General features: G+C 64.4%; 14 protein-coding genes. 5 read left to right on the top strand and 9 right to left on the bottom strand.

What is annotated here, in order from left to right; all coding sequences use genetic code 11:
• The first annotated feature begins 196 nt into the window (after window positions 1–196).
• Both ACN9MY_RS15450 and ACN9MY_RS15445 read left to right on the top strand, forming a co-directional pair.
• Window positions 197–964 carry an NF038132 family protein gene (locus ACN9MY_RS15450; RefSeq protein ID WP_426337604.1) on the top strand — a complete coding sequence of 256 codons (768 nt, stop codon included), beginning with the start codon at window positions 197–199 and terminating at the stop codon, window positions 962–964.
• Window positions 961–1,824 (top strand): DUF72 domain-containing protein, encoded by an 864-nt coding sequence (locus ACN9MY_RS15445; RefSeq protein WP_426323514.1) that lies wholly within the window; start codon window positions 961–963, stop codon window positions 1,822–1,824. Before ACN9MY_RS15450 ends, ACN9MY_RS15445 begins: the two co-directional genes overlap by 4 nt.
• Here ACN9MY_RS15445 and ACN9MY_RS15440 read toward each other — a convergent pair.
• The 5 genes from ACN9MY_RS15440 to ACN9MY_RS15420 all read right to left on the bottom strand — a co-directional run bounded on the left by ACN9MY_RS15440 (window position 1,813) and on the right by ACN9MY_RS15420 (window position 8,149).
• Window positions 1,813–3,033 (bottom strand): voltage-gated chloride channel family protein, encoded by a 1,221-nt coding sequence (locus ACN9MY_RS15440; RefSeq protein WP_426323762.1) that lies wholly within the window; start codon window positions 3,031–3,033, stop codon window positions 1,813–1,815. The genes ACN9MY_RS15445 and ACN9MY_RS15440 overlap by 12 nt on opposite strands.
• On the bottom strand, window positions 3,026–4,402 hold the full coding sequence (locus ACN9MY_RS15435; RefSeq protein WP_426171910.1) for a multicopper oxidase family protein: 1,377 nt from the start codon (window positions 4,400–4,402) through the stop codon (window positions 3,026–3,028). The genes ACN9MY_RS15440 and ACN9MY_RS15435 overlap by 8 nt, the downstream gene beginning before the upstream one ends.
• On the bottom strand, window positions 4,399–5,754 hold the full coding sequence (locus ACN9MY_RS15430; protein WP_426337603.1) for a TolC family protein: 1,356 nt from the start codon (window positions 5,752–5,754) through the stop codon (window positions 4,399–4,401). Before ACN9MY_RS15430 ends, ACN9MY_RS15435 begins: the two co-directional genes overlap by 4 nt.
• 72 nt (window positions 5,755–5,826) lie before the next feature.
• The gene (locus ACN9MY_RS15425) at window positions 5,827–6,192 is read right to left on the bottom strand and encodes a hypothetical protein (RefSeq protein WP_426171906.1); all 366 of its coding nucleotides are present in this window, start codon (window positions 6,190–6,192) and stop codon (window positions 5,827–5,829) included.
• 34 nt (window positions 6,193–6,226) lie between these two features.
• Entirely contained in the window at window positions 6,227–8,149 is a 1,923-nt protein-coding gene (locus ACN9MY_RS15420) for a TonB-dependent receptor plug domain-containing protein (protein ID WP_426337602.1), read from the bottom strand.
• A gap of 156 nt (window positions 8,150–8,305) precedes the next feature.
• Here ACN9MY_RS15420 and ACN9MY_RS15415 point away from each other — a divergent pair, with 156 nt between their 5' ends.
• Entirely contained in the window at window positions 8,306–9,163 is an 858-nt protein-coding gene (locus ACN9MY_RS15415) for an MBL fold metallo-hydrolase (protein ID WP_426171902.1), read from the top strand.
• Window positions 9,164–9,229: 66 nt separating this feature from the next.
• On the opposite strand, the gene ACN9MY_RS15410 is transcribed toward ACN9MY_RS15415, so the two are convergent.
• Window positions 9,230–10,666, bottom strand: a complete 1,437-nt coding sequence (locus ACN9MY_RS15410) for a M20/M25/M40 family metallo-hydrolase (protein WP_426171901.1) — start codon at window positions 10,664–10,666, stop codon at window positions 9,230–9,232.
• A 195-nt stretch (window positions 10,667–10,861) separates the two neighbouring features.
• Between ACN9MY_RS15410 and ACN9MY_RS15405 the strand changes: the two genes are divergently transcribed.
• Window positions 10,862–11,293: a hypothetical protein gene (locus ACN9MY_RS15405; protein ID WP_426171899.1), complete on the top strand. Its 432-nt coding sequence runs from the start codon at window positions 10,862–10,864 to the stop codon at window positions 11,291–11,293.
• Window positions 11,294–11,366: 73 nt separating this feature from the next.
• Here ACN9MY_RS15405 and ACN9MY_RS15400 read toward each other — a convergent pair whose 3' ends face one another.
• Window positions 11,367–12,194, bottom strand: coding sequence for a hypothetical protein (locus ACN9MY_RS15400; RefSeq protein WP_426337601.1), 828 nt, complete (start codon window positions 12,192–12,194; stop codon window positions 11,367–11,369).
• Window positions 12,195–12,243: 49 nt separating this feature from the next.
• Here ACN9MY_RS15400 and ACN9MY_RS15395 point away from each other — a divergent pair, with 49 nt between their 5' ends.
• Window positions 12,244–13,725, top strand: a complete 1,482-nt coding sequence (locus ACN9MY_RS15395; RefSeq protein ID WP_426171896.1) for an FHA domain-containing protein — start codon at window positions 12,244–12,246, stop codon at window positions 13,723–13,725.
• Here ACN9MY_RS15395 and ACN9MY_RS15390 read toward each other — a convergent pair.
• Both ACN9MY_RS15390 and ACN9MY_RS15385 read right to left on the bottom strand, forming a co-directional pair.
• Window positions 13,722–14,606 carry a pirin family protein gene (locus ACN9MY_RS15390; RefSeq protein ID WP_426171894.1) on the bottom strand — a complete coding sequence of 295 codons (885 nt, stop codon included), beginning with the start codon at window positions 14,604–14,606 and terminating at the stop codon, window positions 13,722–13,724. The two genes, ACN9MY_RS15395 and ACN9MY_RS15390, sit on opposite strands and share 4 nt — an antisense overlap.
• Window positions 14,603–15,010, bottom strand: a complete 408-nt coding sequence (locus tag ACN9MY_RS15385) for an OsmC family protein (protein ID WP_426171892.1) — start codon at window positions 15,008–15,010, stop codon at window positions 14,603–14,605. Before ACN9MY_RS15385 ends, ACN9MY_RS15390 begins: the two co-directional genes overlap by 4 nt.
• Between the last annotated feature and the right edge of the window lie 13 nt (window positions 15,011–15,023).

Genomic DNA, 15,023 nt, shown 5'->3' with positions numbered 1-15,023 from the left:
TCAACTATGCCTCCCCACTTCGGCAAGCGGCGTTCCAACCGCCTCCGCAGCCCATCATTATTACCGTTCCTTCGCGAAACTAGCTATGGCCCTCGCCCGCACGATAGCGGCAAGCTTTCGGCGGATGCGTCCTGTGCGTGGAGAATGATGGCGTTCTCTTCGACGGGGTTGCAAAATGAAGCTAAGAAACTTTCTGATGCTTGCCGCCTGCGTGGCATCGTCAGCACTGGCTGTACCTGCTTTCGCAGGCACGTTTGACAACGGCTTGCCTGCTCCCTGGCGCTGCACCGGGATGTGCGGCACCCTGGGCGCGGACGGCGTAGTGGGCCTTGCGCCTGGTGGAGGCAGCGCCTACGGCTGGATTTCCACCTATAACTCCACAAGTGAAGTCTCGCTACCCGGCGCTGGTGGCGTTGAGGGCGCAAACAACGGCTCGAACCTGCGCTCGGTCTCGTTCATGGCCGACGCAAACGCCGCGCTCGACTTCCGCTTCAATTACGTGACGACTGATGGCGCGGGCTACGCCGACTATGCGTGGGCGCGCCTGCTGGATGCAGATGACCGGCAGGTGGCGCTGCTGTTCACCGCGCGCACCAGCGAAAATGGCAATGCCATTCCCGGTTTCGACATGCCGCCGTCGGAGGCTACGCTAACGCCTTTCCCGGTAGCCGTGGCGCCAGGCCGGACCATGTGGTCGCCGCTGGGTCCCGATTCCGACGAATGTTATGACACCGGTTGCGGCGCCACTGGCTGGGTGCGCGGCCAGTATGCCATCGCCAACGCAGGCAAGTACCGGCTTGAATTCGGCGTGACCAACTGGGATGACCGCGACTTCGACTCCGGGCTCGCACTGGATGCCATCACGGTCGGCGGCGCCCCCTTGCCCATCCCCGAGCCCGGACAATACGCAATGCTGCTGGCCGGCCTGGCCATGCTTGGCACATTGAAGCGCCTGGCGCGGTGATCCGTATCGGCATTTCCGGCTGGCGTTATACCCCGTGGCGCGGCGTGTTCTACCCGCCCGACCTGACCCAGGCGCGCGAGCTGGAGTTCGCCTCGCGCGCCGTTCGCACCATCGAGATCAACGGTTCCTTCTACTCGCTGCAGCGGCCCGAAAGCTACCAGGCCTGGTACGACGCCACTCCCGACGGCTTCGTGTTTGCACACAAGGGCAACCGCTACATCACCCACATCCGCCGCCTGCGCGAACCTGATAAAGCCTTGGCCAACGTCTTTGCCAGCGGCGTCCTGCTGCTGCGGGAGAAGCTTGGCCCTTTCCTGTGGCAGTTTCCGCCCAATTTCAAGTTCGATGAAGAGCTGTTCGAGCACTTTTTCAGCCTGCTGCCGAGGGACACCGAACAGGCATCTGCCCTCGCCCGCCGCCACGAGCCTCGCATGAATGGCCGTGCCGCCACCGAAACGGACGCCAGGCGCAAGCTTTTGCACGCCGTAGAAATCCGCAACGAATCCTTCGCCGATCAGGCCTTCGTGCGGCTGCTGCGCAAGTACAAGGTGGCACTGGTCGTGGCCGACACGGCGGGCAAGTGGCCCGACTACGAAGATGTGACAGGCGGCTTCATGTACCTTCGGCTGCACGGCGAGAAGGAACTTTACGCCAGCGGCTACACGCCGGAGTCCCTGGACCGCTGGGCCGCCCGCATTCGCGCCTGGTCAAAGGGAGGGCAGCCGGCAGATGCAAAACTGATCGCCGACAGCGCCCCGCCCAAGCGCGCCTCGCGCGACATTTACTGCTACTTCGACAACGACGTGAAAGTGCACGCGCCGTTCGACGCGCAAGACCTGGCGCAGCGCTTACTCGGTTGACGGCCGGCGCTGGGCGCGATAGATGCCGGAGTGGCCGGAAAACATGAAGGCAACCGCGCAAGCCAGCGCGGCGTATGGCCCGATTTCAGGCCCGAACAATTCCATCGCCATCACCGTGCAGGCCAGCGGTGTGTTGGCGGCACCGGCAAACACTGCGACAAAGCCGATTGCCGCCAGCAGCGGGAACGGCAGGTGCAGGATCGGCGCGAGGGCATTGCCAAGCGTGGCGCCGATATAGAACAGCGGCGTCACTTCGCCGCCTTTGAAGCCGGAACCCAGCGAGCCGACGGTGAACACGAACTTGCCCAGCCAGTCCCACCAGTCGAGCGGGACGCGGAATGCCTCCACCATCGGCCCGATGCCGAGGCCGAGATAACGGTGGAAGTCGATGCCGAACGCGCCGCCGGCGGCCACGGCCAGCGCGATCACCGCGCCACCGGCCAGGGGCCGCAGCGGCGCGTACGCAAAGCGCTCCTTGAACCATGCCGACAAGCCATGCGTGGCAGCGGCAAAAGCCCGTCCCACCAGCCCAAACACGACGCCCGCGGCAACGATCCCGGCCAGCGCCAGCAACAGCGGGCTGTCCGGCGCACCCAGCGTGCCTGCAGGGTAATGCTTATGCCCGACGCCCCACCAGCGCGTGACCTGGTCGGCCAGCAGCGCCGCCAGCATGCAGGGATAGATCGCAGTAAAACGCATGCGCCCGATCACCAGCACCTCCAGGCCGAAGATGGCGCCGGCCAGCGGCGTGCCGAACACCGAGGCGAAACCGGCGCTGATCCCGGCCATCAGCACGGTGCTGCGATCTTCGCGCGGCAGCCGGAATACGTGGGTGAGCTGGTCGGCCAGCGCGCCGCCCATCTGCACCGCCGTGCCTTCGCGCCCGACGGAGGCGCCGAACAGGTGCGACACCACGGTGCTGCACAGGATCAGCGGCGCGAGCCGCAGCGGCACCACATTCTTCGGATCGTGGATCTCGTCGATCAGCAGGTTATTGCCCGCCTCGACGCGGCTGCCAACGTGCAGGTAGATCCAGCCGACGGCAAAGCCGGCCAGCGGCAGCAGCCACACTACCCAGCGATAGGCTTCGCGCCAGGCTGTGGCCACGTCCAGCGCCACCAGGAAAAATGCGGAAGCACTGCCCGCCAGCAGCGCGACGATGCCGGAAAGCAGGCTCCATTTTCCCAGGTAGCGCAGTTGCTTAATGATGGTCGTGTCCCTTCTTGTCGCGGGTCACTTCCATCGGCTTGACGCCGGCAGGCGGCGCTGCGTTCGGCGCGGCGGGGGCCGGCGGCAGTTCGCCAGTCCACTCGTAAGCCGTAGTGCCTTGCGGCGCCTTGTACCAGCCCGGATCGCTGTAATCGCCCTTCTTCTGGTCCGCACGCACCTTCATCAGCGTGAACATGCCGCCCATTTCGATATCGCCATACGGGCCGGTGCCGGTCATCATCGGCAGCGTGTTTTCGGGGATTTCCATCTCCATGCCGCCCATCGAACCGCCCTTGTCGCCCATCACCATATAGCCCGGCACGAGCTTGTTGATCTTCTCGGCCACGCCTTTGTGGTCGACGCCGATCAGGGTCGGCACGTTGTGGCCCATGGCGTTCATGGTGTGGTGCGATTTGTGGCAGTGGAAGGCCCAGTCGCCCGGATTGTCGGCGACGAACTCGATGGCGCGCATCTGGCCCACCGCGACATCGGTGGTCACTTCCGGCCAGCGTGCGGTTGGCGGCACCCAGCCGCCGTCGGTACCGGTGACCTCGAAGCGGTGGCCGTGGATGTGGATCGGGTGGTTGGTCATGGTCAGGTTGCCGGCGCGGATGCGCACCCGGTCGCCCTGGCGCACGACCAGCGGGTCGATCGCGGGGAAGACGCGGCTATTGAATGTCCAGATATTAAAGTCCGTCATCGTGTTGACCTTGGGGACCATGCTCCCCGGTTCGATATCGTAAGCGCTGAGCAGGAACACGAAATCGCGGTCCACCGCATGCTGGCGCGGGTCTTTCGGGTGGGTCACCCAGAAGCCCATCATGCCCATCGCCATCTGCACCATCTCGTCAGCATGGGGATGGTACATGAAAGTACCGGCGTGTTTGGCGACAAATTCATAGACAAAGGTCTTGCCAGGCTGGATCGCGGGCTGGCTCACGCCGGACACGCCATCCATCCCGCTTGGCAGCAACTGGCCATGCCAGTGCACGCTGGTATGCTCAGGCAGTTTGTTGGTGACGAAAATGCGCACGCGGTCGCCCTCCACCACTTCGATGGTCGGGCCCGGACTCTGGCCGTTGTAGCCCCACATCTTGGCATACATGCCGGGAGCGATTTCGCGCACGACCGGTTCGGCGACCAGGTGGAACTCCTTGACGCCATCTTTCATGCGCCACGGCAGGCTCCAGCCGTTCAGGGTGACGACCGGGTTGTAAGGACGGCCATTGGGCGGCATCAGCGGCGGCGCGGTCGACGCGCTCGATTGCACAGGCGCTTCCGGCAGGCCGGCGGCGCCGGCGCGGCTCACCAGGCCTGCTCCGATCAGGGCGGCAGCGCCATTTGCGAGAAAAGTTCTACGATTGCTCATTGCTGTACTCCTTTACCGCCAATCGCGGCATCCAGATTGGCGTCCGCGATCCAGTATTCCTTGAGCGCGGTGATGTAATTATTGACGGCGGTAGTCTGTTCGCGGGCATCGGCCAGCAGTTCGAACACCGACAGCAACATGCCGTTGTAGCGCAGCAGGGTCTCTTCGGAGATCTTCTGGCGCAGCGGTATCACCACATCGCGGTAATGTTTCGCCAGCTCGTAGGAAGCCTGGTAATCCTGGTGGCTTTCGCGCGCTTCGCTGCGGGCATTGACGGCGGCCGCGGCGAGCAGGTTCACCGATTGCATATAAGTCGCTTCGGCATGCGCCAGGCGGGCGCCGCCCCAGTCGAACAGCGGCACCTCCAGCGAAATCTCGTAGCCGCGCGAACGGCGCTCGCCGTCCCGCTCACTGATGCCGCTCAGCTCCAGCACGTTGATGAAGCGCGTGGTTTTGGTCAGTCCGAGGGAACTGGCAGTGTGCTGCGACGACAGCCGGGCAGCCTGGACGTCAAGCCGGTCGCGCAAGGCCGCGGCCTCCGCATCGTCCACCTTGCGCGGGCTTGCCGGCAGTTCCGGCAGCCGCTCCGGCAGGCGGTAGCTGGTAGCTTCCGCGCCGGACAGGCCCAGGATGCGGGTCAGCTTTTCGCGGCTGGCGCTAGCGGCCTTGCGGGCGCGCGCCACATCGGCCATGGCGTCGGCATGGAAAGCTTCTTCGCGGGCGGCGTCGTACTTGCTCCAGTTGCCGGCCGCCTGCATGCGCCGCGCCAGTTCGCCGCTGGCTTCCGCCGCATCGCTGATCTGCTGGGCATACGCAACGCCCTGTTGCGCCGCCACCGCCTCGATCCAGGCCAGGCGGGCCTGGTGGGCCATCGAGACCGCCTCGCCCGCCAGTTCCAGCTTGACCTGCTCGAAACGCTGGGCTTCGATACGGCTGGCCAGCGGCAGCGTCAGCAGCTGGATGAAGTTCATGCTCAAGGTGCGCTCGATGGCGACTTCGCCGCCGCCATGCGTGCGCTTGAAACTGAAGCCAGGATTGGCCATGCGGCCCGCCTGCACCAGTTCCGCTTCGGCGATGCCGAGATCCCAGTAGCGGGCCTGCAGGCCGCGGTTATTCAATAGTGCGATCTGGACAGCCGCGTCGGCGCTCAGCGGCTCGGCCAGCAATTTCCTGAGCTGTTCGTCCAGCGCGCGCCGGTCATCGTCGTTGCGCAACAGGCGCGTCTCGGCGCCGCTACGGCTCTTCGTGGCTTGTGCCACTGCGCCGAAACCGCCATCGTTCGAGAACGTGGCGCAACCGGAGAGCAGCGCAGCCGCGGCGGCCATTGCCGCCAGCTTGAATGCTTGGTTCATGTTTGTCTTTCCAATGCTTGGTCGTCCTGCGCGGGGACGCAGGAATGAGCCAGCCGCCACGGCTGGCATGGATCAGGCAAGGATCGCCCGCGGCGGGCGTTTGGGAAGGGCAAGGTCGACCGGCAACGGCGGCACGGGTTCGGGCAGGCGCAGGCGCTCGGCAAGCTGCGGCTGCGATGCAGCTTGCGGCATCGCGTAGGCCGGCGCGGCGCCGACGCAGCAAGCGCCCATGGGGCTGCCATGCTGGCCTCCGGCACAATGGGCGGTTTTATCGCCGTCGTGCTGGGCGGCCGCCTGCATGGCGGCATGATCGTGTGGTCCGTCCGGCATCGCCTGTGCCGCCGGCTTGGCTGTACCGCACAGCAGCATGCTGGCCGAGGCAAAACCCTGGAAAGGCAAAGCCACCAGCATTAGCCAAAGTACAATGACACGGATCATGGATTTCATGGGCAGCGATATTAACATGCCCGCCTTAGAAGCGCCTTACCACCCTGACATAGGCGCCGCGTCCCAGCGACAGCCGGTTGTTGCCGCCGAACTCTTCGTGATCGCGGTCGAGCGCATTGCTGGCGCCCAGCGCCAACTCAAGCCCTGGCTTGACCTGCCAGTTGAAGTTCACGTCCAGCGCGGTATAGCCAGCCACCGCGGTAAAGCGCAACGGGCCGACATGGCGCAAGGTCAGGTCGAGGTCGCGCCCTTCGCCGAAGGTGTAAGAAGAGCGCAGCTTCGCCACGCGGCGGGGATCCCAGTTCCCGGTGACCGAACGGTTGCCGAAATCGGCTTCACCCGGCTTGAGCGAAAACTCTTCATGCATCAGGGTCAGGCCCGCGTTGAGCCGCCAGCCGGGCGTGACCTGGACACTGCCCCAGGCTTCCAGCCCGCGCGTTTCGCCTTCCATGCCATTGCCGATCTCGAAAACCTGCAGGGCAACCGGCTTGATCGTTCGCAGCTTGTCATACAGTGCGCGATAAACGGTGAGCGAATAGCTGGCGCGGTTGCCGAACTGCTGGCGCAGGCCGGTTTCCAGCACGCGGGCCGTCTCGGACTGGAAATTCGGCCCGCCGCTCAGCGTTCCGCGCGGGCTGGCGAAGAAAATCTCGCGGTCAACGCGTGACGGCGCCCGCACCGTGCGCGACAAGGCGGCCCACCAGGAGGTCGAGGCTGTTGCTTTCCACGCCAGGCGCAAGTTGGGGAGGAATTCCGTCCCGGTGTACTGATTGCGCTCGATGCGCAGTCCTCCCGTCAGGTTCAGTTGCTCGCTGAGGGCGACGGTGTCCTGCCCGTACAAGCTCACCCAATGCATGGCGGCGCGCTCGGGATGGAAGGCGGTACCGCTGGTGACCGCCACCTTGTCGCGCGCGAAGCGGTATTCGGCGCCGGCCGCCAGCGTATGCCGCCCAAGCGGGGCGAAGTTGTAGAGTGCCTGCAGGTCGGCCACATCCAGGTTCTCTTTGTAAACGCCGACCTGGTCGCGCTCGGTGCGATCGTAATAGGCCAGCAAGGACAAGCTGGCGCCGCCGTACAACTGGCGGCTCCAATGCCCCATCAGATTGGCGCCGCGCATGGATGCGGCAGGCAGCATGGTGACAGGGGGCGTCGGTATTTGTCCTGCGCCGATACGGTACACATCGCCCTGCACTGTCAGCGCATCGCTGCCGCGCAGCCAGTCGGCCCGAAAGCCCGCCTGCGCGTTGTGCCAGGCATCGCCCAGCGGCTTGCCGGCCAGCGTTTCGCCGTGCGGCATGGCGTAATCCATGCCATAGGCGCGCCAGGCGCCATCGTCCATCGCCGCGCCGTAACGGAAGGCTGCGCCGGACTGCGCCTGCCCCCAGCGCAGGTCGGCCATCGCGCCAAGGGTGGACGACGCGTGCTTGGTAATCACATTGATCACGCCATTGACCGCATTGGTCCCCCAAAGTGTGCCGCCTGGCCCGCTGACCACTTCGATGCGTTCAATGGCGTCCACCGGCACCTGCTGCACGTCCCAGGACACCCCGGAAAGCAGCGGCGTATACACCGAGCGGCCATCGATCATCACCAGTTGCTTGTTGGCGCTGTTGCCGGCGAAACCGCGCGCGGTAATGGTGTAATTGCCGGCAGGCGTCTGCGCGACGTGCAGGTTGGGCGCCATGCGCAGCGCTTCGGCCAGGCTGCGCGCACCGCTGCGGCGGATATCGTCGGCGGTAATCACGAAGACGGAGGCCGGGGCGTCGCCCAGCCGCTCTTCGCGCTTTGACACGGACACCACGCGCACGTCGCTCAATTCCTCGAGCGAGAGGTTGGCAAAGTTTTCCGGCGCAGCAGCGCCGCCGGCGGCAGCGACTGCCGTTAGCGACTGGCTGCAGATGCAGCCGGTAACCAGTACCCACTTCAGTGAATCGCCTGTCTTGGGCATCGCGGCCTCTCTTCCTGGAAGCACTGTGAAAAAATCTTATCACGGAGATAGTTTTTCCCGCCACACAGATGACTTGCATCACAAAACGAATAAGCCTCGCCCGCCATATCAGGATTCTTTATAATAGTTGGGCTTGAATCATCCTACTATCTTGATATGAAGCCTGAGATCCAGGGGTTCTTCGACCCCGTAACTTCCACTGTCAGCTACGTGATTTACGAGACCGACGGCAGTGCATGCGCCATCGTCGATTCGGTGCTTGATTACGACCCGAAGGCCGGGCGCACCTCGACCACCGCCGCCGACAAGATCATCGCTTTTGTGCGCGAGCATCGGCTGACGGTGAACTGGCTGCTGGAGACTCATGCCCACGCCGACCATCTGTCCGCCGCGCCTTACCTGCAGGAGAAGCTGGGCGGCCGCATCGGCATCGGCGCCGGCATCTGCAAGGTACAGCATTCCTTCTCCGCGATCTTCAACCGCAAGGGCGAGAAAGAAGATGGATCGCAGTTCGGCCACCTGTTCCAGGCCGACGAAGAATTCATGATTGGGAGCCTGAAAGCGCGCGCCCTGCATGTGCCGGGCCACACGCCGGCCGACATGGCCTACCAGGTCGGCGATGCGGTATTTGTCGGCGATACGATGTTCATGCCCGACGTGGGCAGCGCGCGTTGCGACTTCCCTGGCGGCTGCGCAGGCGACTTGTACAAGTCGGTGCACCGCTTGCTGTCGCTGCCGCCGGAAACCCGCCTGTTCATGTGCCACGACTACCCCCCAGCCGGCCGCGAGCCGCGCTGGGAAGTCACGGTGGCGGAGCAGCGCGCTGCCAACATTCACATCCGCGATGGCGTCAGCGAAGAAGAATTCGTTGCCATGCGCACCAAGCGCGACGCCACGCTGCAGATGCCGGTGCTGATCCTGCCGGCCATCCAGGTCAACCTGAGCGCAGGCCACCTCCCCGAGGCCGAAGACAACGGCGTGCGCTACCTGAAGATCCCCCTCAACGCCCTGTAAGCACAACTACAGCTCAGCCCGTGTCACACCATGGGGTCAGACCCCAAGGTGTGACACGGGCTCGGCTTATTTGAGCTGCTCGGGGGCGCGGCCGATCGGGTCGTCGGTGTTGGCCAGGTACCAGGCCAGTGCCGACATGACCGCCACGTGCTTCTTCATGTTCACCGGGTCGACCTTGTCGAAGGTGTCGGCCGGCGTGTGGTGGTAGTTGAAGTAGGCGCTGGTGTCGACGTAGGGCATGAAGGCCGGTACGCCGCCTGCTTCCAGCTGGTGCACGTCGGAGCCCGATGCCGAATCGCGGCGGTTGAACACACCGGCGCCAATCGGCAGCAAGGCGTTGCTCACCGGTGCGAAGTACTTCTCCGCTTCGCGGCGCACGCTGCCCATGATGCCGAAGGTACGGCCTACGCCGCCGTCAGTCTCGATGGCTGCGAACTGCTTTTCCAGCTTGCCCTTGTTCGCTTCGTAATAGGTGTTCCCGCCCTTCAGGCCGTTCTCTTCGTTCGCCCACGCCACCATGCGGATGGTGCGGCGCGGCTGCAGGCCCAGGCGCTTGATGGTTTCAAGCACACCCATCGAAGTGGTCACGCCCGTGCCGTCGTCGTGCGCACCGGTGGCCAGGTCCCAGGAATCGAGGTGGCCGGAAACGATCACGACTTCATCCGCCTTGTCGCTGCCCGGCAGGTCGGCGATCACGTTGAAGGTGTCGGCATCCGGCAGTATCTGCGGGGTCAGGGTCAGCTTCATCTTGACAGGGCCGCGCCTCATCAGGCGGCTGATCAGCATCGCGTCTTCCGCCGTCACCGCTGCGGCCGGGATGCGCTGCTCGTCTTTCAGGATGGTGGCGCCGGTGTGCGGCAGGCGGTAATCGGCGCCGCCAACGGAACGCACCAGTGCGGCCACAGCACCCAGCTCCGCAGCCATGCGCGGGCCGTTGGTGCGGTAGCGCGAACCCTGGCCATAGGCGTTGCCCGCCAGGCCGCGGTCCGCCATGCCCTGGTCGAAGGCCACGTCGAACAGCACGATCGCCCCCTTCACTTCCGCCGCGCGCGCTTTCAGTTCATCGAAGTCGCGCACCACGACGATCGGCGCGGTCAGGCCGGCAGCCGGGGTGGCGCCGGAGCCGCCGAGGGCGGTCAGCACCACGCGCTGGGTGATATTGGCTGGCCGGCCTTTGTAATCGACCAGCTCAGCCGTCTCTTCGCCACGCACCCAATGCGGCACCTTGACCGGCTGCAGGGTGACTTTGGCGCCCATCGCACGCATGGCGGCAGCCACCTGCTCCACCGCGGCCGCGCCGCCGACGGAACCGGACAGGCGCGGGCCGACCAGGTCGGTCAGGTCTTCCAGGCGCTGGTAGGCGTAGTCGCTCTGCATCGCGGCATCGCGGATCTTGCCCAGCGTCGCGGCGTCGTTCGGGCTGGCGGCACTGGCGATGCCGGAGAAGCCTGCGCCCAGCAGGCAGACAAACAGGGCGGAAAGTGCGGGCTTGCGGAGGTTCATGCGTTTCCTGTGAGAAGGTTAAGTTTCGCTCGGAACTTGACACAATAGCGTATTTAATAAGTTCCTGCATGGAGGGCAACTTAACGATACAAATCTCTCCCCTCTGTGGAGTTTGTAAGAATGTGTATATGCACTGGCGCAATTTTTTGCGGCTGGCTAATCTACACTCCAACAGAGATTGAAAGGGAACTTACCATGTTCAACAAACGTTTTGCCGGGCTGGTTTTGATGGGCGCAGCCCTGACCGCATCCTCCGCCGCCTTTGCCGCGGGCGACCGTGACTTCAACACCGCAGCAGGTGCCGTGATCGGCGCCGCGATCGGCAGCCAGAACGGCAGCGGCGGTGCAGTGGTGGGCGGCCTGGTAGGCGCCGCAGTTGGTAACTCCCTGCCGACCGGCCGTCACAGCCGCGGCTACGTCGAGACCCGCGTGTACTCGCAGCCGGCCCCTGTGTATTACGAGCCAGCTCCGGTCTACTACAACCCGCCTCCTCGCGTATATTACGAACCGGCGCCACGCGTGTACTACCAGCCAGCGCCTGTCTACGTGGAACCGCGCCCGGTGTACTACTACGGTGACCGCTACTACCGCGGCCACGGACACGGCCACCACCACGGCCGCTGGTAACCATAAAAAATGGGGACGCCCCATTTTCCGCGAAAGCAGAAAATGGGGGCGTCCCTATTTTTGTCCGCCGCTCTCAGCTGAAGTCAGCGTGTATTCTTGCCATCGGCAGCGCTGATTCCAGCGCCACTCGCATCGCCATCCCTGCCTCCAGTTTTCCCGGTCCCAGTTCAATCGCCTGCTGCAGCGCCAGCGCGCACATCACCGGCCAGTGCGCCGGATTGCTGCAATAACGCGCAATCACCGGCTTCACCATGGGCCAGAACAGCTGCAGGTATTCGGCAGGCAGCTCTCCTGCTGCATGCTCGGGAGGCAGGCGCGGCACCCCGAATTCCGGTGTGCCGATCGACTTGCCGACATGCGCCCAGATCTCCGCCGGCTCCACGAATTGCGTGCAGCCGTTGTGGCGGGCGGCGCCGGCCACCAGTGACCATACCGAAAATTCCATCCCGAACAGCAGCAGACCCAGGTCTTCCGACAGGCTGTCACGCTGCGGCATTCCATGCGCGAAGGCATTGTTGCGGGCGCTGACCTGGCAGGCGAACCCGGCCAGGGCGCCCAAGGCACTCAGCAGTGATGCAGGACGATTGTCGCCGCGCGCCTGCAACTGTTCGGCGACCATGCCTGCCAGTTCGCGGCTGCCGGCTTTGGCATTTTGCATCGGGTCCAGTCGGGCACGTTCAATGGCTTGGCGATGCAGGCTTTCGCGCACCGCACGGCGGGGATCGCGCAGCGCCAACAGTTTCTTCAATAATGCCATTCCATCAACTCCTTCTCTGGTGAAGTTTATCTTACCCATTGGCAATGGCTTGGCAAAGCGTTGGGCGGCAAACCGTTGCGCTTTTGCTTCATCGGGAATACAGGGGTAAAAACACCCTTTATCGAAGGAAAGGCGTGTTGCCAAGCAACGGTGTAAACGCGTAAAGTTGCGGTATCCCTACGAACGTCCTCCCATGAACAAGTGCTGTAACCCAGACCATCCGCATTGCACCTACTGGGTCATGCCAGGGGAAAGCACTTGCGCCGGCGGCCACGCGCAGCCGGCAGCCGATGCGGAAGGCGGCAGCTTCGAGCTGCTGAGCACCATGCGCAACGCCCGCAGCGGCCCGCCGGTCGTCCCGGTCGCCGGCTATTCTGCGCCGGCACGCGTCTATCCCCAGCTGCACATCAGCGGCTTCGACCCGCGCGCCGCCGGCGGCCGCCAGTCGCTGAAAATGGAATTGCGCGGCATGCCGCAGGATTGCGCGCCGCAGCTGTCGATCCGGCTGCGCTCCGAATTGATTCCGAATGGCGTCCTGCTGCAGCAGTTCATCCGCTCGGTCCATGGCGACTGGCGCCCTGTATTCGTGGAATTCTCCTCGCGCGGCAAGGAACATGGGCAGTACCAGATCCACGCCGAAATCGTCAGCAAGGACGAGAGCTCGCAGCGCCAATGGGAATGCACTTTTGTCATCCTGGTGCCGCGGGTCGACGCCAGCCTGAACGAAATTCACCGCACCTTCCTCAGCACCCACAAGAATGTGCGCGTCATGGCCGACGATGCCGCGATTGCCCGCGTGTCCGCGCAAGGCGGCAATACCATGGACATCGACGTCACCGCCCGCAATGCCGGCATCGCCCACCTCGACCTCGGGGCGCCGCCGGGCAAGGTGGATGTTGGCTATTCGACCATCGCCTGGGATGAAGACCTGATCGAGATCGAGCAGCCGCGCAGCGGTCCTTCGCATCCCCACCCTACCCTGGCCGCAAGCTTCATCAATGCCGCCCCGGAAAATGGCGCCTGCCGCCACATCCGCCTGTTCGCGATGGAAGAAGTGTCGTTCGGCCGCTTCGAACTGGCCGATCCCGAAGCCGATGTGCTGCTGCACCACTTCAGCGCCGAAGGACCCGATTGCGCCGGCCTGACGCGCCGCCTGTCCGGCCGCCATGCCGTGATCCGCCGCACCCGCAATGGTTTCGAGATCGAAGACGTGTCGCGCTACGGCCTGCTGCTGGACGGGGTCTGGCCGGGCAAGAACAAGCCGGTGCCGCTGCGCACCGGCATGAAGATTGAAATGAGCGCCAGCATCAAGGGCATCGTGCTGCTGGAAGTGAGCGCCGTGATGCCGCACGGCGTGATACTGCACCGTATCGACGAAGGCGCGCGCGCCGAATGCTTCGTGCTGCTGGCGGCGGACACCCATCCCGGCTACCCGCTGCCGCGCCATAACGCGCTGCCGAAGGCCTCCAGCCTGCCGCTGCTGATGCACCACCAGGGCGGCTTCTGGCATGTCGACCAGCTCACCGGCAAGGAAACCGCGCTGGCGCCAACACCGAAGCAGGAAAAACTGAGCCGCATTCCGGCCCATACCCGTTTCGCCAGCGATCCTTATCCGGAGCACTGGATTGTGCGCAGCGCCGCCGCGCACATCCCGCCAGCCGAAGCTGCCGCTTAAGTCGCGGCAGAAGGCCTTTTCGGCAGCGGAATGAATTCCGTCTCGCCGGGCACCTTGGCAAAGCGCTGCGCTTCCCAGTCGTCGGCCGCCTTGAGGAGGCGCTCCTTGCTCGACGAAACAAAATTCCAGAACAGGAAACGCTGGCCGTCCAGCGGCTCGCCGCCGATGATTACGAATTGCGCATCCGTGTTTGCGCTGACCCGCTGCGAATTCGATGTGTCGAGCAGCGCCATCGTGTTTTGCGGCACCGGAGCACCATCGACGTCGACCGAACCGCTTACCGGATAGACGGCAGCTTCCGCCGGCAAGCCGCTCAGTTCCAGTTGCTGGCCCGCCTTCAGGCTCACGTCCAGGTACAGCGTCTGGCTGAAGGTCTTCACCGGCGAAACGTGGCCAAAGGCGGAACCGATCAGCACGCGCACCCTGGCGCCGTCGACCAGCATTTCCGGAATTGCCGCCGCAGGCGTATGGGCGAACGAAGGTTCGTCCTCCTCATGCGCCTTGGGCAAGGCGGCCCACAACTGCAGGCCGTGCGTGCGGTGCGGCACGCCCACCAGGTCCTGCGGGGTGCGCTCCGAATGCACGATGCCGCGCCCTGCGGTCATCCAGTTGATGGCGCCCGGCTCGATGCGCTGCAAGGTACCCAGGCTGTCGCGGTGTTCCATCGCCCCTTCGAACAGGTAGGTAACGGTGGCCAGGCCGATATGCGGGTGCGGCCGGACGTCATGGTCGGCATCGGCAGGCACGTCGACCGGGCCGAAATGGTCGAAGAATATGAATGGACCAACCGCCTGCTTCATGGCCGCCGGCAAATAGCGGCGCACCACAAAGCCGCCGCCCAGGTCCTTCTCATGCCCCTTCAGGAGTTGCGCAATGTTCATGGCAATGGCCCCAGCTTGGTGGAGATTTCGGTGGTCACGGCCGTCATCAGCTTATGCACCGGGCATTTCTGCGAGATGGCCAGCAGTTCTTCCCGCTGCTCCGCGCTCAGCTCTCCGGTCAGGTGCAGCGTAGCAGCCAGGCGGTACACGCCCTTGCGCTCTTCGCTGGCATCGCGCTCGGTGGTCACTTGCACATCTTCGACCGGAATGCCCTTGCGGCGAGCGTACCAGATGACGGTCAGCGCTTTGCAGGCGCTGACGGCGGCGTCGTACAGGTCGTGCGGCGACGGGCCGGCATCGTTGCCGCCTTCTTCGATCGTGCCGTCGACGGAGACGATATGGTTGCGCACATGCAGGATGCTGCGCATTGGAAGCGACTGGTCGCGGGCTACTTTAACGGTCATATTGGTTTCCTGC

It is taken from the genome of Pseudoduganella sp. R-31 (genome assembly GCF_049913235.1).
Classification (GTDB): Bacteria; Pseudomonadota; Gammaproteobacteria; order Burkholderiales; family Burkholderiaceae_D; genus Rugamonas.
Note: the sequence above shows the minus strand (reverse complement) of the source record. Positions and strands in the feature narration are given on the sequence as shown.